General features: G+C 71.8%; 13 protein-coding genes. 6 read left to right on the top strand and 7 right to left on the bottom strand.

Annotated elements, in window-relative coordinates; all coding sequences use genetic code 11:
* Positions 1–9: 9 nt before the first annotated feature.
* The 5 genes from A6048_RS03075 to A6048_RS03055 form a co-directional block, all read right to left on the bottom strand.
* Positions 10–1,197: a lipid-transfer protein gene (locus A6048_RS03075; RefSeq protein ID WP_107748873.1), complete on the bottom strand. Its 1,188-nt coding sequence runs from the start codon at positions 1,195–1,197 to the stop codon at positions 10–12.
* Complete coding sequence (locus A6048_RS03070; protein WP_412523682.1) at positions 1,194–1,631, bottom strand: MaoC family dehydratase; 438 nt, start codon at positions 1,629–1,631, stop codon at positions 1,194–1,196. Before A6048_RS03070 ends, A6048_RS03075 begins: the two co-directional genes overlap by 4 nt.
* The gene (locus tag A6048_RS03065) at positions 1,628–2,737 is read right to left on the bottom strand and encodes a bifunctional MaoC family dehydratase N-terminal/OB-fold nucleic acid binding domain-containing protein (protein WP_107748874.1); all 1,110 of its coding nucleotides are present in this window, start codon (positions 2,735–2,737) and stop codon (positions 1,628–1,630) included. The genes A6048_RS03070 and A6048_RS03065 overlap by 4 nt, the downstream gene beginning before the upstream one ends.
* 40 nt (positions 2,738–2,777) lie before the next feature.
* The gene (locus tag A6048_RS03060) at positions 2,778–5,138 is read right to left on the bottom strand and encodes an acyl-CoA dehydrogenase family protein (RefSeq protein WP_107748875.1); all 2,361 of its coding nucleotides are present in this window, start codon (positions 5,136–5,138) and stop codon (positions 2,778–2,780) included.
* An 83-nt stretch (positions 5,139–5,221) separates the two neighbouring features.
* Positions 5,222–7,408, bottom strand: a complete 2,187-nt coding sequence (locus A6048_RS03055; protein ID WP_107748876.1) for an acyl-CoA dehydrogenase family protein — start codon at positions 7,406–7,408, stop codon at positions 5,222–5,224.
* 166 nt (positions 7,409–7,574) lie between these two features.
* Here A6048_RS03055 and kstR point away from each other — a divergent pair, with 166 nt between their 5' ends.
* Entirely contained in the window at positions 7,575–8,300 is a 726-nt protein-coding gene (kstR, locus tag A6048_RS03050) for a cholesterol catabolism transcriptional regulator KstR (RefSeq protein ID WP_107748877.1), read from the top strand.
* 91 nt (positions 8,301–8,391) lie between these two features.
* Positions 8,392–9,390 carry a phosphotransferase family protein gene (locus A6048_RS03045; protein ID WP_107748878.1) on the top strand — a complete coding sequence of 333 codons (999 nt, stop codon included), beginning with the start codon at positions 8,392–8,394 and terminating at the stop codon, positions 9,388–9,390.
* A gap of 26 nt (positions 9,391–9,416) precedes the next feature.
* On the opposite strand, the gene A6048_RS03040 is transcribed toward A6048_RS03045, so the two are convergent.
* A complete protein-coding gene (locus A6048_RS03040; protein ID WP_200837376.1) occupies positions 9,417–10,652 on the bottom strand; it encodes a Glu/Leu/Phe/Val family dehydrogenase in 1,236 nt (411 codons plus the stop codon).
* Positions 10,653–10,801: 149 nt separating this feature from the next.
* Here A6048_RS03040 and A6048_RS03035 point away from each other — a divergent pair, with 149 nt between their 5' ends.
* On the top strand, positions 10,802–11,713 hold the full coding sequence (locus tag A6048_RS03035; protein WP_107748879.1) for a LysR family transcriptional regulator: 912 nt from the start codon (positions 10,802–10,804) through the stop codon (positions 11,711–11,713).
* Between the two features lie 36 nt (positions 11,714–11,749).
* Here the strand turns inward: A6048_RS03035 and A6048_RS03030 are convergent, their stop codons facing one another.
* A complete protein-coding gene (locus A6048_RS03030; protein ID WP_107748962.1) occupies positions 11,750–12,739 on the bottom strand; it encodes a D-2-hydroxyacid dehydrogenase in 990 nt (329 codons plus the stop codon).
* An 86-nt stretch (positions 12,740–12,825) separates the two neighbouring features.
* On the opposite strand from A6048_RS03030, the gene A6048_RS03025 reads away from it, so the two are divergent.
* Genes A6048_RS03025 through A6048_RS03015 form a run of 3 tightly spaced genes read left to right on the top strand, consistent with a single transcriptional unit; the run spans position 12,826 to position 18,688 of the window.
* Entirely contained in the window at positions 12,826–14,115 is a 1,290-nt protein-coding gene (locus A6048_RS03025) for an aspartate aminotransferase family protein (protein ID WP_107748880.1), read from the top strand.
* Entirely contained in the window at positions 14,112–17,228 is a 3,117-nt protein-coding gene (locus A6048_RS03020; protein WP_244911050.1) for an FAD-binding and (Fe-S)-binding domain-containing protein, read from the top strand. The genes A6048_RS03025 and A6048_RS03020 overlap by 4 nt, the downstream gene beginning before the upstream one ends.
* Entirely contained in the window at positions 17,225–18,688 is a 1,464-nt protein-coding gene (locus tag A6048_RS03015; RefSeq protein ID WP_107748881.1) for an NAD-dependent succinate-semialdehyde dehydrogenase, read from the top strand. The genes A6048_RS03020 and A6048_RS03015 overlap by 4 nt, the downstream gene beginning before the upstream one ends.
* Positions 18,689–18,693 lie beyond the last annotated feature (5 nt).

The following is an 18,693-nucleotide window of genomic DNA, read 5'->3' as shown; positions in this document are numbered from 1 at the left end:
TCGGTCAGCTCAGACGGTGAGCACCAGACCCGATGTCGGGACCCCGGTACCCGCGGTCACCACGAGCGTCTCGGCTCCCGGCACCTGGTTCACCGAGTCTCCGCGCAGCTGACGCACCCCCTCGGCGATACCGTTCATCCCGTGGATGTAGGCCTCACCGAGCTGCCCGCCGTGGGTGTTGAGCGGTAGTCTCCCGCCCACCTCGAGCGCGCCCGGCTCCCGGACGAAGTCCTTGGCCTCGCCTCGACCGCAGAATCCCAACTCCTCGAGCTGCATGAGGACGTACGGCGTGAAGTGGTCGTAGAGCACCGCCGTGTCCATGTCCTGCGCACGCAGGCCGGACTGCGCCCACAGCTGGTCGCCGACGATCCCCATCTCCGGCAGTCCCGCGAGCTCCGGGCGGTAGTAGGAGGTCATGATGTACTGATCCGGGCCCGAGCCCGACGCGGCCGCGGCGATCGAGACCGGCCGGTGCGGCAGGTCCCTGGCCCTCTCGGGAGTGGTCACCACGATCGCCTGACCGCCGTCGGATTCCTGGCAGCAGTCGAGCAGGTGCAGCGGCTCGGCGATGTAGCGCGAGTTCTGGTGGTCCTCCAGCGTGATGGGCTTGCCGTGGAAGAACGCAGCGGGGTTGACCGCGGCGTGCTTGCGGTCCACCACCGCGACCCGGCCGAAGTCCTCGCTCGTGGCCCCGTACTCGTGCATGTACCGCCGGGCGACCATGGCCACGAACCCTGCCGGGGTCGAGAGCCCGTGCGGGTAGGAGAAGGCGTTGTCCGTCCCGGAGGAGTTGACCTGCTGCACCAGCGCGGAGTTGACCTGACCGAACCGCATCCCGGAGCGCTCGTTGAAGGCCCGGTAACAGACCACGACCTCGGCGACCCCGGTCGCCACGGCCATGGCGGCCTGCTGCACCGTGGCGCACGCGGCGCCGCCGCCGTAGTGGATGCGGGAGAAGAAGTTGAGCGAACCGATGCCGGCGGCGCGGGCCACCGCGATCTCGGTGTTGGTGTCCATGGTGAAGGACACCAACCCGTCGACGTCCGATGGCTGCAGTCCGGCGTCGGCCACGGCCGCGCGCACGGCCTCCGCGGCCAGACGCAGCTCGGAGCGGCCCGAGTCCTTGGAGAAATCGGTGGCGCCGATGCCGACGATCGCAGCCCGGTTCGAGAGTGCATCAGCGGTGAGCGTGCTCACTTCGGGTCTCCGTTCATGTAGAGGGTCGCCGTCGAGGTGACGTGCGCACCCAATGAGTCCGTGCCGACGATCTTGATCGTGACCAGCCCGTCGTCGTCGACCCCGGTGACCTCACCGGCCAGGGTGAGGGAGTCGTACGCGTACCAGGGCACGCCGAGGCGGAGCGTGATCGACGTGATCCGCGCGCGCTGGCCCGCCCAGTCGGTGACGAACCTCTGCACCAGGCCGGTGTCGGTGAGGATGTTGACGAAGATGTCCTTCGAACCCTTGGCGAGGGCGAGGTCGCGGTCGTGGTGGACGTCCTGGAAATCCCGGGTCGCCAGGGCCGAGGCCACGATGAAGGTCGGCGTGCCCTCGATGGTCAGCTCGGGGAGCCGGTCCCCCACCCGGGCGGCGGGCGGCTCGGCGGGGCAGACGGTGCGGTTCTCACTCACTTGACGGCCCCTTCCCGGACCTCGGACATCTGACGCGTCACCGGTGGAGTCCCCGCGGGACGCCACGCGTACAGCGTCCACGGCTCGGTGCCGAACGCGGCATCCTCACCGGGGCCACCGGGCATGTCGAGGAATTCGACCTCCACCTCCATGCCGATCCGGACCTCGCCGGGGTCGACGTCACGCAGCTCGCCGAGCATGCGCACTCCTTCGTCCAGCTCCACCAGTGCGATGACGAACGGGAACCGGGTGCGGCCCGGCACGCGCGGGGCGTGGTGGGTGACGAAGCTGAACACGGTGCCGCGGCCCGAGGACACCGTGTAGTCGGTCTGCTCGGTCTTGTCCTTCCACAGGGCGGGTACGGGCGGGTGCTGCGGCGACCCGTCCTCCAGTGTCTGGATGCGCAGCTCGTGGGCGCGCACGCCGTCCCAGAAGAAGCGGGTGTCGTGCGAGACCGACGGGCGCAGTACCTTACCCACCACCAGGTCGTCGGTGGCCGAGCCGGAGCTGGCCACGATCCGCTCGGCGGGAGTGTCACCGGGCGCGGGTTCGGTGGTCTTCGCGGCGGGCCGGAACTTGAGGATGCGGAAGTCCATCTCCGCCACGACCTCGTCGCCCACCCGCCAGTAGTTGCGGGTGGTGAAGAACCAGCCCTCCCCCAGGCCCGTGGTCTTGGGTCCCACGACGTCGGTGAGGACCGATTCGATGGTGATCTCCTCGCCCGGTCGCGTGTAGCGGTGATAGGTCGAGTCGCAGTTGGTCGCGACGACCGAGGTGAACCCCTCGGCGTCCAGGATGTCGGTCATGCGGCCCAACGGGTCGTCGCCCTCACGGGTCTTGCCGAGTCCGCGCATGGTCCAGACCTGCGCCATGGCCGGCGGGGCCACCGGGCCACCGTGGCCGGCGGCGCGGGCCGCATCCTCGGAGGAGTAGATCGGGTTGGCGTCGCCGATCGCCTCGGTCCAGTTGCGGATCATGGGGAGGTTGACGGGGTCGCGGCCCGCGCGGCGGGCGCTGCCGCCGGCGGCCCTGACCTCGTCGGCGGCGGCGAGGATGCGACCGGCGCGCTCGTCGGTCGCGGTGTCGTCGACTGTGTCGTCACTCATGTGTGCCTCACTTCGTTCGTGGGGGTTCAGCGGGCCGGGTCTAGCGGGCCGTGCGGGGCATGCCGAGGCCGCCCATGCAGACGAGTTCGCGCATGACCTCGTTGACGCCGCCGCCGAAGGTGATCACGACGTTGCGCTTGTTCATCATGTCGAACCAGCGCTGCAGCTTCGCGGTGTCGGGGTCGGTGGGGTCGCCGAAGCGACCGAGCAGCTCCTCGATGATCCGGCCGACATGCTGGATCTTCTCGGTGGAGAACACCTTGGACGCCGCCGAGTCACCCATCGACGGGTTCTCCCCCGCGGAGGAGACCTGCCAGTTGAGCAGTTCGTTGAGTCGGACGAACGCGAAGATCTCGGCGAGCCCGCGCCGCACCTCGGGTCGGTCCAGGTGGCGGAGCCCGTCGGCGCCGGTGCCCCGGGCCCAGTCGGCCAGCCCGTCGTAGTAACCGCCCGGTCGACCGGACGGGGCCAGCATCACCCGCTCGTGGTTGAGCTGGGTGGTGAGCATCTTCCACCCGCCGTCGACCTCACCCACGACCATGTCCGCCGGGACCCGCACGTCCGAGTAGTAGGTGGCGTTGACGTGGTGGGCGCCGTCGCAGGTGATGATCGGGGTGAACGAGAAGCCGGGGTCGGAGGTGTCGACGATGAAGATCGTCAGCCCGCGGTGGCGGGAGTCCGGGGTACCGGTCCGCGCGGCCAGCCAGATGTAGTCGGCGTGGTGGCCGCCGGTGGTCCACATCTTCTGACCGTTGATGATCCAGTCACCGGTGGCCTCGTCGCGCTTGGCCGTGGTCCGCAGCGCGGCGAGGTCGGTGCCGGCGTCGGGCTCGGAGTAGCCGATCGCGAAGTGGAGGGTGCCGTCGAGGATGCCGGGGAGGAACTTCTCCTTCTGCATCTCGGAGCCGTAGTTCTGCAGGGTCGGCCCCACCGTCTGCAGTGTGACCGACGGCAACGGCACGTCGGCGCGGGTGGCCTCGTTGGTGAAGAGCAACTGCTCGATGTGGCCGAAGCCCTTGCCGCCGTACTCCGTGGGCCAGCCCACGCCCAGCCAGCCGTCGCGGCCCATGCGCGTGATGATCTCCGCGTAGGTGTCACCGTGGCGGGTGGTGGCGATGTCCGCCGCCTCCTCGGGCGAGATGAGCGTGGAGAAGTACTCGCGGAGCTCGGCCTGCAGCGCCCGTTGGTCGGGGGTGAGGTCGATGAACGTGCCGTCCGGGGCCGCGCCCGCGTCGGCGTGGGCGTGCACGTCCGTGGCGGCGACGTGGTCGATCGGGTCCGCCGCGACCGCCGCGCCCAGGGTGTCCAGGTGGAGCTGAGCACCGCCGACGAAGCGGGCCAGGTCCTTCACGGCCGAGGAGTACCTGAACATCGGGTAGGTGATGTCGACTCCGACCCCGCCGTGCAGGTGGTGCAGGATCTGCACCGCGCGCGGCCCCTCGGCGGCCAACCAGTACGCGCCGATCGTGGGGTCGGTCTCGTAGCGGTCCGCCGGGCCGGTGAGACCCTCCGAGATCCGCCAGGTCACCGACTGCGAGATCACGTGCAGCGTGCGCGAGACGATGTAGACGTCGGCCAGCTCCTGCTGGACCGCCTGGAACGCCCCGAGGGGCTTGCCGAACTGCACCCGCTCCTTGAGGTAGTCGGCGGTCATGTCCAGCGCGCCGGAGACCAGGCCGTCGCCGTGGGCGATGCACGCCGACAGGACGAGGCGACGGAACTCGTCGAGGACCGATCCGTCACCCGAGCCGCGGAGTACCTCGTCGTCGTCGACCGGCGTCGCCTCGAACCGCATCGCGTACTCGGGGACGCCGAGCGACCCGAGGGTCGGGGTCAGGGTGACCCCGGGGGCGTCGGGGGCGACGACGACGACGCCGAGGGCCCCGTCAGCCGTTGACACCGGCACCAGGACCGATCGGGCCTGGGCTGCGTAACGGACCGCGGTGACCGTGCCGGTGATGGTCCCGCCGTCCAGACGCACCGTGGGCTCGAGCGGCAGCGGGTTCCCCGGCTCGGCGAGGGCGGCGGTGAGGATGCGGCCGTCCTCGATGCCCTCGAGGAGAGCCTTCTGCTGCTCGTCGGTCCCGAGGGCGACGATCGGCAGGACGCCGAAGCCCAGGGTCTCCAGTGCGGGGATCACCACGCCGGACCGGCCCACCTCCTCGAGGACCACGGCGATGTCGGCCACGGTGAGGTCGTCGCCGCCGAGCGCGGCGGGCAGGCCCAGTGAGAGCAGCCCCGACCCGGCGAACGCGGACCACAGCCGCTCGTCGTATCCGGCGTCGGCGACACCGCGGCTGGGCAGTGCGGTGAGCAGCTCATCGGCCGGGGCGGCCGTGGTGAGTGCCCCGGCCACGGCCTCGGCGACGGCGGCCTGGGTCTCGGTGCGGGTGAAGTCCACTGGGGATCAGTCCTGTTCGGGTCCGGGGGTGTGCGGTTAGGGGGTGTGCGGGAAGGGGGCGGGAGTGTTCGGGCTCGCGCCGGTCAGTCGCGGGGGAGGCCGAGGATGCGTTCCCCGACCACGTTGAGCAGGACCTGCTCGGTGCCGCCGGCGATGGACAGGCAGCGGACCATGAGGAACTTGCGTCCCTGCTCGGTGAACTCGACCCCGCCGGTGCCGGTGAGTTCGAGTCCGAACTCGGCGATGTCCTGGCGGTGGCGCACGCCCACGATCTTGCGGACGGACGACTCCGCGCCCGGGCCGGAACCGGCGAGGGTGCGCAGGGCGGTGCGCAGGTCGAGCAGGTTCCCCACGACGCCGTCGGCGACGTGCTTGCCGAGTTCGTCCAGGACCAGGGCGTCGTCCTCCGCACCGGCCGCGCGGATCAAGCCGACGATCTCCTCGGCGGCATCACCGAGCGAGGAGCCGCCGCCCATGGCCACGCGCTCGTTGGCCAGAGTGGTGCGGGCGATCTTCCAGCCGTCGTTCACCTGACCGACCTGGAACTCGTCGGGGACGAACAGGTCCTCGAGGTAGACCTCGTTGAACAGCGCCTCACCGGTGATCTCGCGCAGCGGCCGGGTCCGGATCCCCTCGGACTTCATGTCCACGAGGAAGTAGGTGATGCCCTTGTGCTTGGGGGCACTGGGATCGGTGCGTGCGAGACACATGGCCCAGTCGGCCTCGCGGGCCAGCGAGGTCCACACCTTCTGGCCGTTGATCTTCCAGCCGCCGTCGACCTTCTCCGCGGTCGCTCGCAGCGCCGCGAGATCGGAGCCGGCGCCGGGCTCCGAGAACAGCTGACACCACTTGATCTCGCCGGCCATGGTGCCGCGCACCAACAGATCGGAGTGCTCGGGCGCGGCCTGCAGGATGGTCGGCACGGCCCAGCCGCCGATGGTGATGTTGTGGCGGCTCACGCCCGCGGCCTCGAGCTCCTCGTCGATCAGGAGCTGCTCGGCGGGCGAGGCGCCCAGCCCCCACGGCTCGGGAAGGTGGGGCATGAACAGGCCCGTGTCGGCCAGGGCCTGCTTGCGCTCGGCGCCGTCCACGGCGGCCACCCGGGCGACCAGGGCCCTGATCTCCTCGCGCCTGGCGTCGAGCCCGTCGATCTCCGTCAGGTCGATCTCGAGATGCCGACGCGTCCCGGCGAGTGTCAGCTCGGCCAACGACCGGCGCCAGCGTGCGGCCCCGCCGACCGCCTGCCGCAGCGCGCCCGCACGGCGCATGTAGAAATGCGCGTCGTGCTCGAAGGTGAAGCCGATGCCGCCCAGGATCTGGATGCAGTCCTGGGAGTTGGTGACGGCGTTGTCGAAGGCCAGGGCTCCGGCGACGGCAGCCGCCACGGGGAGTTCGGAGGAGTCTGTCCCGAGGTCCTCGGCGGCGACCGCGGCGTCCCAGGCCAGGGCGCGGACCTGCTCGGTGCGGCAGAGCATGTCGGCCGCCAGGTGCTTGATGGACTGGAACGAGCCGATGGTGCGACCGAACTGCTCGCGGATCTTGGCGTACTCCACGGCCGTGGCGAGCGTGTAACCGGCGACCCCGGCGGCCTCGGCGGCGGCGAGGGTCACGAAGAGCTGCCGGACGTCGTCGGTCGTGATGCCGTCGAGGATCCGGTCGGCCGGGATGCTCACCCCGTCCAGGGCCACGTGACCGATGGAGGCCGACAGGTCGTAGGGGGTGGCGGGGGTCACCGTGAGGCCCTCGGTGCCGCCCTCGAGCAGGGCCCAGCGGACCTGGCCGGCTGACTCCACGGGCAGGAGGATCCCGCCCTCGGTGGTGCCGCCGTAGGCCACGCCCGGGTCGCCGGTCACCGTGATCGACCCCGCACCGCCCGAGCCGTCCAGGGTGGCGACCCCGTATCCCAGGCAGACGCCCACGGGCAGCCCGCCCTCGGCGATGGTCTCGCCCAGCGCGGAGGCCACGGCACCCCCGGCACGCGAGACCAGGACACCGGCGAGCGCGGTCGACAGGACCGGGCCCGGGGCCATCCGGGCGGTGGCCTCCTCGAGCATGCAGGCCAGGTCGACGATCTCGGCTCCGGCCCCGCCGTGCTCCTCGGCGACGGCGACGCCGAAGAGCCCCAGCTCGGCCAACTGGGGCCAAAGCGCCTTCCAGGCGTCCGGGTCAGTCTCCTGGGCGCGTACTGTGTCCACGGGATCGACTGACTTCGCCCAGGACTTGATCGAGTTCTGGATCTCGGTCTGATCCGGGGTGGTGGCGATGCTCACGGTGGCTCCTCGTCGAGACGGGGTTCGAACCGGCGCGGATTCGCGGACCGGCGCACTCCCCCATAGTAGAACGTGTTCTAACAACCGTGTTCTAGAATGCACCAGCAGGACGTGAACACCGAACCCGGCCCCCGTCGGCCGCTCGCCAGCCCAGGAGGCTCGCCTCATGACAAAGTCGACCGAGACCGGTTCCGGTCCTGCCGCGTCCGACTCAGCGACCCGCGGTGACGAACCCAGTACCTCGTCGCAGCGGGAGCGCCGTCGCCGCATCCTCGACGCCACGCTGGCCCTGGCCGCCAAGGGCGGGTACGAGGCGGTACAGATGCGTGCCGTGGCCGAGAAGGCCGAGGTCGCGGTGGGCACGCTCTACCGCTACTTCCCCTCCAAGGTCCACCTGTTGGTCTCGGCTCTGGCCCGCGAGTTCCGCCGCCTGGACCAGCGGACCGAGCGCTCGGCCCCGCCCGGGGACACCGCACAGGAGCGCATGAAGGTCGTGGTGGACATGATCACCAAGTCGATGCAGCGCGACCCCAACCTCACCGAGGCCATGACCCGCGCGTTCATGTTCGCCGACGCCTCCGTGGCCAACGAGGTCGAGGAGGTGGGCTTCCACATGGACCGGATCATCGCGCGCGCCATGGCTGAGGGGGAGCCGGACGAGGTCCAGCTCTCGATCGCCCGCGTCGTCTCGGACGTGTGGATGTCGAACCTCGTCGCCTGGCTCACCAGGCGGTCGTCGGCCGCCGACGTCAACAGTCGGCTGGGTCTGACCATCGACCTCCTGCTGGGCACCGACGACTCCCCCCGCCGGGCGCGCCTGCACACCGCCATCGGCAAGAGCAACGGGGATACCGAGGGGAACGCGGCGGCGGCAGCCGAGCCCGAGGCCTGAGCTGCGACAGCGCGGCCGGCGTCCGGAGTGGGCGCGGGCGGCGTCCGGAGATAGCAGGATCGGTGCCCGCATCCCGTGCGACCATGGGGCCATGCGGGACGACGCGACCGTGCCCGGACCTACGGACCAGTCCGAACTCGACCTGCTCCGACTCCACTACCCGGAGCTGAGCTGGCGCACCGCCCGGCGCGTCACGGAGGGCTGGGACCACGTCGTGCTCCTGCTGGGTGGCTGCTCCGGCCCTGACGCGCGGGGCCACACCGACCTGGTGTTCCGCTTCCCCGACGGTGAGTACGCGCCCCTGCTCGAGACGGAGGTCGCCGCCCTGGATCTGGTGGCCCCGCTCGTCGAGGTCACGGTTCCGCGTTACTCGCACAGGGAGCACATCTCCGCCGCCCGCGGCGTCCCGGTGTTCGGGGGCTACCCCACCATCCGGGGCGACCGACTGACACCCGGGGTGCTCGGGGCTCTCCCCCGCGCCGATGTCACGACGATCACCGATCGGCTCGGCGGACTGCTCACCGAGTTGCACCGGCAGGACACCTCGAGGCCACCGCTGGATCGACTGCCTCCGGCGTGGCCGCACGAGGACCGCCACCACCTCCGCGAGATCGCCACCAAGGAGTTGCCGTCGCGGCTCACCGCCGACGAGATGAGGGAGGTACACCTGATCCTCGACGGGCTGGACGAGCTGCTCGATGCGCCTGTGACCCCGGTGTTCCTGCACGGTGACGTCTACTCCGCCCACCTGTTCTGGGAGCCGGGCCGCTCCCGCGCTCCCGGAATGTCCCCGGTGACGCCCGGCCGACTCGGAGTGATCGACTTCGCCGACATGTGTCTCGGCGATCCCGCGATCGACTTCGCGGAACTGTTCGAGTACGGGCCGCGGTTCGTCGACGAGGTGTTCGCGCGGTACCGCGGACCCCGGGACGAGCGACTGCTCGACGGGCTACTCGACCGGGCATGGGACCACCAGCGACTCGTCGCCGTGTACATGCTCACCGACCACGTCGAACTGGGGAAGCAGTCCTGGGCCCGCGCCCGCGAGACCTTCGACCGGTGCCGTTCGTCGAGACGGCCGAGGGTCTGACCGGGCGCAGCTCCGGCCGAACCGGGTCAGGGCACCATGACCGTCGGGACCTCACGCACCAGGTGCGAGACGTCGGCCGTCCAGCGCACCGGGCCGTCCGCAGGGCTCCAGTCGGTGAGCAGGTCCGCCACCTTGGCCGTCATCTCCCGGCTGAGCCTCAGGAACGAGGTCTCGGGCTGGTCGTCGACCTCTCCGAGGATCAACCACCAGGCCCAGGCCACCGCGCCGGCATTGGCCACGAAGTCCGGCAACACCGCGATCCCGCGTGCCGTCAGGTCGAGTTCGGCGTCGATGGTGGTGGCGGCGTTGGCGGCCTCCACCACGATCGGTGCGGTGACGGAGGCGCAGTTGTCCGCGGTGATCGCGTACGAGACCGCGGCGGGGACCAGGACGTCGACGTCCATCCCGATCACCTCGTCACGCGCCAGTCGCTGCACCCGTGCGGGGACGGCATCGCGGTCGATCTCGCCGAAGCGGTCGCGGGTGGCCAGCAGCGCGGGGATGTCGAGGCCCGCCGGGTCGTAGAGCGTCCCGGCGGCGTCGGCGACCGCCACCACCGTCATCCCGGCCTCGTGCAGATACCAGGCCGCGGCGCCACCCATCGTGCCCACGCCCTGGACCGCGACGGTGGTGCGTCCCACGTCCCAGCCGCGCACGTACGCGGCGGCCAGGCAGGCCTGCGCCACCCCGTACCCGCCGATCACGTCGCCGAGCAGCCCGCCCGGGACCTCGGCGGTGAGCCCGCGGAAGATGCGTCCGGCAGTCGCGGCGGGATCGTCGGACCGCTCGATGGCGGCGTGGTAGGACTGCCGCATCCCCAGACCGGCGAAGACCTCGTCGATCAGGTGCTGCGGTACGCCCAGGTCCTCGGCAGTCACCCAGTGGCGGTCCAGGAACGGGCGCATCGCCTCGCAGAAACGGGAGAGCACCTCGACGGCGCGGGGGTCCTTGGGATCGAAGTCGATTCCGCCCTTGGCCCCACCGACGGGGAGATCGAACGCGGCGGTCTTGCGGGTCATGCCGCGAGCCAGGTCCTCCACCTCCCCCAGGGTGCACCCGGCCCGCATCCTGGTCCCGCCGGTGGCGAGGCCACCGGTGAGGGTGTCCACGACGAGAAAGCCGCGGGCTCCCGTGATGTCGTCTTTCCAGTGCAGCCTCAGGTACGGCTCGCGGGTGGCGGACCCCGCCGCGGGTGGAGCCGGCACGGCCACCGGCGCCGACCCGGTTGTCGCAGTGAAACCCGGAATCTCGATGGATGTCATGGTGCTCGCCTCCTCAGCGCCTCTCCCCGACTCTCCTGCGGGGTCCCCCAAGCATGGGACAGCGCACGGCCGCCGGTCCAGCGAGAATCGATGGACCCGACCGTTCACTTTTTCTGCACTGTCCCCGGTCAGGCCCTACGCTCGGGTCCATGGAGCCGTCACTACACCGACTCAGACTGCTCCGCGAACTGGAGCGGCGCGGGACCGTGACCGCGGTCGCGGGGGCGCTGGACTACACGGTCTCCGCCGTGTCACAGCAGCTCGCGTTGCTCGAACGGGAGGCGGGGACCCCGCTGTTCGAGCGGCGCGGCCGGCGGATCGGACTCACCGATGCCGGGCTGGTCCTGGCCGGGCACGCGGAGACCATCCTGGCCGCGGTGGAGGACGCCGGTCACGCGATGGAATCGGCGCGGGCCGGGGTCGGGACCACTCTCACGGCGGGGGTGTGGGCGTCGGTGGCCTCGACACTCCTGCCGGCCGGGATCCACGTGCTCGCGCGGGACCACCCGGGGATCGAGGTGCGGAGCCGCGAGCTCGCCCCGGAGGACACCACGGGCGCGGTCCGGGACGGCTCACTCGACCTGGCCTTCGTCCTGGACTACTCCAGCTATCCGATGGCTCGGGTCCCCGAACTCACCCGGACGCCCATCGCCGTGGAATCGCTGCACCTCGTGGCCCCCCGCGGGTCGATCGACGCCGGCGAGGTGTCGTTACGCGACCTCGAGGGCAAGCCCTGGGTGCTGGCCCACCCGCGCTCACACTTCGGCAGGGCGGTGCGGATCGCGTGCCGGGAGGCCGGGTTCGAGCCGCACATCCGTCACGAGGCCGGTGAGCAGTCGACGGCACTCGCACTCGTCGCCGCCGGCCTCGGCGTGACACTGGCCTCCGACCTCGGGTTGAGCACCTCCCCCGCGGACGTCGACGTGCTTCCGCTGAGCGACGCCCTCACCAGGACCGTCTCGATCGCCTACCGCGAGCGGGACGACCGCCGCCGGCCGCTGCACGCCTTCGTCGAAGCGTTCACCGAGGCCGCCCTCGGGCTGGGGCTGGGTGCCCCGTAGACGCACCCTGTCGACGAATCCTGTAGACGCACTCGATCAGCCGCTCACGTACCCCCGACTCTTGTCGACCACCGGGCCGGGCACTCCGCCGCGCGCCCACGTGCTCAGGTGGTCCCGGAACTGTTCGGACAGGGTGTCCCGCCAGCCCACCACGTCGCCCGACATGTGGGGGCTGACGTGCGCGCCGTCGAGGGTCCACAGTGGGTCGCCGTCGGGGAGCGGTTCGACGACGAGGACGTCCAGGTGCGCCGAGAGCCTGCCCGCGGCGATCTCGCGCGTGAGCGCGTCCTGATCCACGAGCTGGCCCCTGCCCACGTTGATCACGTGGGCGCCGTCCGGGAGCGCGGCCAACTCGGCCTCCCCCAGCATCCCGCGCGTCGCCTCGGTCAGCGGGGCCACCATGACCAGGTGGTCGACGTCGCCCAGGTGCTCGACCAGTCGGGCCGAGTCCAGGACGACGCCGAAGTCCTCGTCGTCGTCGGATGGTCGGCGCCCCGCCCCACGGACGTCCGTCCCCACCGCCCTCAGCAGCCGCGCGGTGGCCCGTCCGATCCCCCCGGTTCCCACGACGAGTACGCGGCGTCCCGCCACCCGGGTGGTCTCGCGGTGGCGCCACACGCCGGCGCGTTGCAGCCTCTCGGTGTGGTGCAGCTGCTTGTCGTGGGCGAGAACGCAGGCCAGGACGTATTCGGCGATGGGGCCGTCGAACACGCCGCGGGCGTTGGTGACCACGACGTCGGAGTCCCGGAGCCCGTCGAACAGCAGCGCGTCGACCCCGGCGGCGGCCACGTGGACCCACCGCAGCGCGTCGGCGGCGTGCCAGGCGGAGGCCAGCGCGCCGGAGAAGATGTCCCACACGAACAGGACCTCGGCGCCCGGTAGCGCCTCGGCCAGGGTGTCGGCGGTGCACTCGCGCACGTCGGCGAGTCCACGGAGTTCCTCGAGGTGGGTGGGCGGGACGACGCCGTCGGCGGTGAGGAGGACGACTGTCGGTCGGGCGCCCGGGTCCCGGTGGGGCTGCGTCATGGACACACCGTAGCGCGACCGGTCCGGAACCCCCACACATCGTCTGATTGTTGACAATCTGCCGGGATCGGTCACAGACTGGCCTCATGACCGCGCACCTGTCGCCCCACCTCAAGCAGGCCACACCCGTCGTGGTGGACCACGCACTCGGTTCGTGGATCCACGGCACGGACGGCCGCGCCTACCTCGACTTCACGACCGGAATCGGCGTGACCAGCACCGGGCACTGCCACCCCGACGTGGTCGAGGCCGCGCGGGAGCAGTGCGGGAAGATCATCCACGCGCAGTACACGACCGTCATGCACCAGCCGCTGCTGCAACTCACGGAGAAACTGGGCGAGCACCTGCCGGAGGGGATCGACTCGGTCTTCTACGCCAACTCGGGATCCGAAGCGGTCGAGGCCGCGGTCCGACTGGCCCGTATGGCCACCGGCCGGCCCAACATCGTCACCGTCCAGGGCGGCTTCCACGGCAGGACCGTGGCCGCGGCGAGCCTCACCACCGCCGGCACGCGCTTCTCCGCCGGCTTCTCCCCCCTCATGGGCGGCGTGGTGATGACCCCGTTCCCGCACGCCCTGCGCCACGGGTGGAGCGAGGACGAGGCGATCGACTTCGCGCTCGCCGAGCTGGACTACCTCATGGCCTCCCGCGTGGACGCCCGCGAGATCGCGGCGTTCCTCATCGAGCCGGTGCTCGGCGACGGTGGCTACATGGCCACCCCGCCGCGCTACCTGCAGGGACTGCGCGACCGCGCCGACCGGACCGGTGCGCTGCTCGTGCTCGACGAGGTCCAGGCCGGCATCGGGCGCACGGGCCGTTTCTGGGGCCACCAGCACACCGACGGCCTGGTCCCGGACATCATCATCACCGCCAAGGGAATCGCCTCGGGCTTCCCCATCTCCGCGATCGCCGCGCCCGAGGCGATCATGGCCAAGGCCTGGCCCGGATCCCAGGGCGGCACCTACGGCGGCAACGCCGTGGCGGCCGCGGCCGGCGTGGCGACCCTGGGAGTGGTGGAGAGGGAAGGCCTGGTGGCCAACTCGGCCGAGCGCGGAACCCAGCTCCTCGAGGGACTGCGGCGTAGCCTCGGCGACGTGGGCGAGATCTGCGACATCCGCGGGACCGGGCTCATGCTGGGCGTCGAGTTCGGCGACCCCACCGCGCCCGCCGGCAGTGTAGGAGCGGTGGAGGCCGCGCGCCTGGCCGGCGCCGTGCAGCAGGCGTGCGTCGACGAGGACCTGCTCACCCTCACCTGCGGTCCCACGGGTTCGGTGGTTCGCCTCATCCCGGCCCTGGTGGTGACAGCGGACGAGGTGGACGCCGGCGTCGAGAGGTTCACCCGTGCGGTCCACCGGGTGTGCGACGGGGCCGCATGACCTCCCGCGTCGCCGCGTCGGTTGACGCCGGACAGGCGCCCGTCGAGGCGCTGGTGGCGGCGCTCGTGGATGCGGGTCTGGCGCCCGAGGCCGACCCCCGCCGGATCGCCGAGTACTCCTATGACGCCTCCAACTACCGGGTCGTGCCGGCGGCCGTCCTGTTCCCGCGGACGGAGGCCGAGGTCGCCACCGCGTTGGCCGTGTGCCACCGGCTGGGCGTGCCGGCCACCGCGCGCGGCGGCGGGACGTCCATGGCCGGCAACGCGATCGGCACCGGCCTGGTGCTGGACCTGTCGCGGCACATGAACCGGGTCCTCGGGGTGGACGAGGGCGCCCGGACCGTCACCGCCGAGGCCGGGTGCGTCCTGACCGCCCTGCGCGCGGCCGTCCACACCGCCACCGATTCCCGGCTGACCTTCGCCCCCGACCCCTCCAGCCAGTCCCGCGCCTGCCTGGGCGGAGCGATCGGCAACGACGCCTGCGGCAACCACTCGGTGCGCCACGGCCGGACCGCGGACCACGTGGAGTCGCTGCGGATCGTCACCGCCGACGGCCTGCGCCTGACCGCCACCCGCAGCGGCATCGAGGCCACCGACCCGTCGGACGCGGCGGCGACCGCACGTGCCGAGCACCTGACCGCGCAGCTGCGCGACCTGGCCGCCGACCACCTGGCCGCCATCCGCACCGAACTCGGACGGCTGCCCCGCCAGGTGTCCGGCTACCACCTACGGCACCTGCTGCCCGAGGAGGGATTCGACGTGGCGCGGTCCCTCGTCGGCTCCGAGGGCACCTGCGCGGTGGTCACCGCCGCGACCATGCGCGCCGTACCCCGCTCCGCCCGGACCGGACTGCTGGTCGTGGGCTACGCGGACGTCGTGGACGCCGCCCGGGACGTGCCCGCGATCCTGCGGCACCACCCCACCGCTGTCGAGGGGATCGACGAGGTGATCGTCGAGACCATGCGCGAGCGGCGCGGCGCCGACGCCGTGGCCGCCCTCCCCGCGGGCAGGGCGTGGCTGTTCGTGGAACTCGACGACGACGGCGACGGCAACGCCAACGCCGACGCCGACGACGGGTCGGGCTCGCGGGCCGGAACGCTCGACGACCGGGTGGCCGGACTCGCCGCGGACCTCACCGGCGACGGCCACGCGGTCGAGGCTCTCGTCGTGACGGATCCGGTGGCCCGCGCGGACCTGTGGCGGGTGCGCGAGGACGGCGCCGGGCTGAGCTCGCGGCTCACCGACCCCGCGACCGGCGCGACCATCGAATCCTGGCCCGGCTGGGAGGACTCGGCCGTCGCCCCCGAGCGCCTGGCGGACTACCTCGACGACTTCCGGGGACTGCTCGGGCGGCACGGCCTCACCGGAGTCATGTACGGGCACTTCGGCGCCGGATGCATGCACATCCGCATCAGCTTCGACCTGCGGTCCGAGGAGGGCCGGGGCGTCATGCGCGCCTTCTGCACCGACGCCGCCCACCTCGCGGTGAGCCACGGCGGGTCGCTCTCCGGGGAGCACGGCGACGGCCGGGCACGCTCGGAACTGCTGCCGGTCATGTATTCGCCCGAGATGCTGGACACCTTCGCCCGATTCGCCCGCATCTGGGACCCCTCGGGAATCCTCGCCCCGGGCGGGCTGACCGCCACACGGCCACTCGACGCCGACCTCGCCCTCGCCGGGGTGGGCAGGCGCGACCTGGGCCTGCTGACCTCCGCCGACGGTGCACACCCCGTCCAGGCCTGCATCGGGGTGGGCCGCTGCCGCACGTCCACCGGCGGCGTGATGTGCCCGTCCTTCCGCGCCACGGGCGACGAGAAGGACTCCACCCGCGGCCGGGCCCGCGTACTGCAGGAGGTGGTCCGCGGGACACTCCCCATCGACGACCCGGCGGTCGAGGACTCGCTGGAGCTGTGCCTCGCGTGCAAGGCCTGCTCCTCGGACTGCCCCACCGGCGTGGACATGGCCGCCTTCAAGTCCGAGGCGCTACACCGGCGCTACAGGCGCAGAGTCCGGCCCGTGGCCCACTACTCCCTCGGACTGCTCCCACTGTGGCTGCGCGGCACGGCGCGGGCCGCCCGACCACTCAACGCCGTGCTCGGCACCCGCGCCGGCCGGGCCGCCGCACGACTGGGCGGCCTCGCGACGGACCGCACCCTGCCGCGCTTCACCTCCGCCTCCGAGCTGCGGCGCGAACTCTCCCGCGTCCCGGACAGCGTGTGGACGATACGCGGACAGGGTCATCCGGAAGGGCGGACCTCGGCCGAGATCGTGCTGTTCCTCGACTCCTTCACCCGCGGACTGCGCCCCACGGTCGCCGGCGCCGCCGCCCGCGTCCTGGGCGGCGTGCACACCTCCGTCGCGTGCAGCGCCAGCCACTGCTGCGGGTTGACCCACGTCACCACCGGCAGGCTCTCCGCCGCACGCCGCACCATGGGTGCGACCGCCCGGCACCTCGACGCGATCCGCGGTCCGGACGGGGGCGAGGTCCCCGTCGTCGTCGTCGAACCCAGCTGCGCGGCCACCCTCCGCGAGGACCTCCCCCGCCTGCTCGCCGACACCCCGGACGCCGACACCGCCCGCCGCGTCGCGGCCCGCATCCGGTCGGCGGCCGATCACCTGGGCCGACTCGCCGGCGAAGGGCGTGCCCCCGCCTGGCCCGGCGGTACGGCCCCGGACCGGGTCACGGTGCAGACCCACTGCCACGAGTACGCGACCTTCGGCAACCGCGTGCAGAGGGCGACCCTCACCGCGCTCGGGGTGGGCTCGGTCCGGGAGGCCACCGGGTGCTGCGGTGTCGCCGGCGACTTCGGGTTCACCGCCGGACACGAGGCCGTGACCGCCGCCGTCGCCGAGCAGGCGCTGGCCCCCGCCCTGCGGGCCGACCGGGACGCGCCCGTGCTCACCGACGGCTTCTCCTGCGCCACCCAGGTCGGCCACCTCGGTGCCACCGACCCCACCACCGGATCCGGCCGCGCCGGCCTCCACCTGTTCGAACTCCTCGACCCTGATCCCGATCACAGCCCCGACCCCGTGCCGTTTAACCCCGTGTCCCTTAACCCCGTGCCCCTTAACCCCGTGCCCCTTAACCCCGTGCCCACCAGGAGGCCCACATGACCCGCTCCGTCACCGACATCATCGCCGCGCTCGGCACCGGCGTCCACGTCGACGGGCAGTGGAGCGATGCCGCCTCCGGCGCCACCTTCGAGGTGGTCAACCCCGCCACCGGCGAGGTAATCGCGACCGTGGCCGACGGAGGAGCCGATGACGCCGCCGCCGCGATCGGGTGCGCGGGCCGCACCCAGGCCTCGTGGGCCGCGGTGCCGGCGCGTGAGCGGGCCGAGATCCTGCGCCGGGCGTATGAGCTGATAGTCGACCGCGCCGACGAGTTGGCGCTGCTCATGACCACGGAGATGGGAAAACCACTGGCCGAGGCGAAGGGGGAGGTGGCGTACGGCGCCGAGTTCTTCCGCTGGTTCTCCGAGGAGACCTGCCGCGTCCGGGGCGACGCCCGCCGCTCGCCTGACGGCAAGACCAGGCTCATGGTGACCCACGAGCCCGTCGGCCCCTGCATCCTCATCACCCCGTGGAACTTCCCCCTGGCCATGGCCACCCGCAAGATCGGCCCGGCCATCGCCGCCGGCTGCACCATGGTGTTCAAACCGGCCAACCTCACCCCCCTGACCTCGTTGTACGTGGTGGACGTCCTGCGCGAGGCCGGACTTCCCGACGGCGTGCTCAACGTGGTGTGCACCACCGACCCGGGCGGTGTGGTGGAGCCGTGGATCGACTCCGGCATCGCCCGCAAGCTGTCCTTCACCGGATCCACACCCGTCGGCCGCATGCTTCTCGAGCAGTGCGCGCGCGGCGTGCTGCGCACATCGATGGAGCTCGGCGGGAACGCGCCGTTCGTGGTGTGCGAGGACGCGGACATGGACACCGCCGTGGGCGCCGCGATGGCAGCCAAGATGCGGAACATGGGCGAGGCCTGCACCTCGGCCAACAGGATCCTCGTGCACCGGTCGGTACTGGACGAGTTCGGACGACGCCTCACCGAGAAGATGTCCGCCCTGACCGTCGGCGACGGCACGCGAGAGGGCACCGACGTGGGCCCGCTCGTCGAGGAGAAGGCCGTGACGAAGGTGGTCGAGCTGGTCGACGACGCCGTGGAGCGCGGCGCCGAGGTGCTGTGCGGCGGTTCGCGCGTCGAGGGCCCCGGATACTTCTACCCACCCACCGTCCTGAGCGGGGTGGCCGCCGACTCCGACCTGATGTCCACCGAGATCTTCGGCCCCGTGGCCGCCCTGATCCCGTTCGACTCCGACGACGAGGCCGTGGCCATGGCCAACGACACCGAGTTCGGCCTGGTCTCCTACGTGATGACCGAGAATCTCGACCGCGCGATGACCATGTCCGAGCGCCTGCAGGCCGGGATGGTGGGCATCAACACCGGGATCGTCTCCAATCCGGCCGCCCCGTTCGGAGGCATCAAGCAGTCCGGCCTGGGCCGCGAGGGCGGGCTGACGGGCATCGAGGAGTTCGTGGAGACCAAGCTCGTGGCGATCCCGGTCCGCTGACCGGC

The organism is Dietzia psychralcaliphila (assembly GCF_003096095.1).
In the GTDB taxonomy this organism is placed as follows: Bacteria; Actinomycetota; Actinomycetes; order Mycobacteriales; family Mycobacteriaceae; genus Dietzia; species Dietzia psychralcaliphila.
The sequence above is the reverse complement of the archived record's forward strand: the minus strand, read 5'-3'. Positions and strand labels throughout refer to the sequence as shown.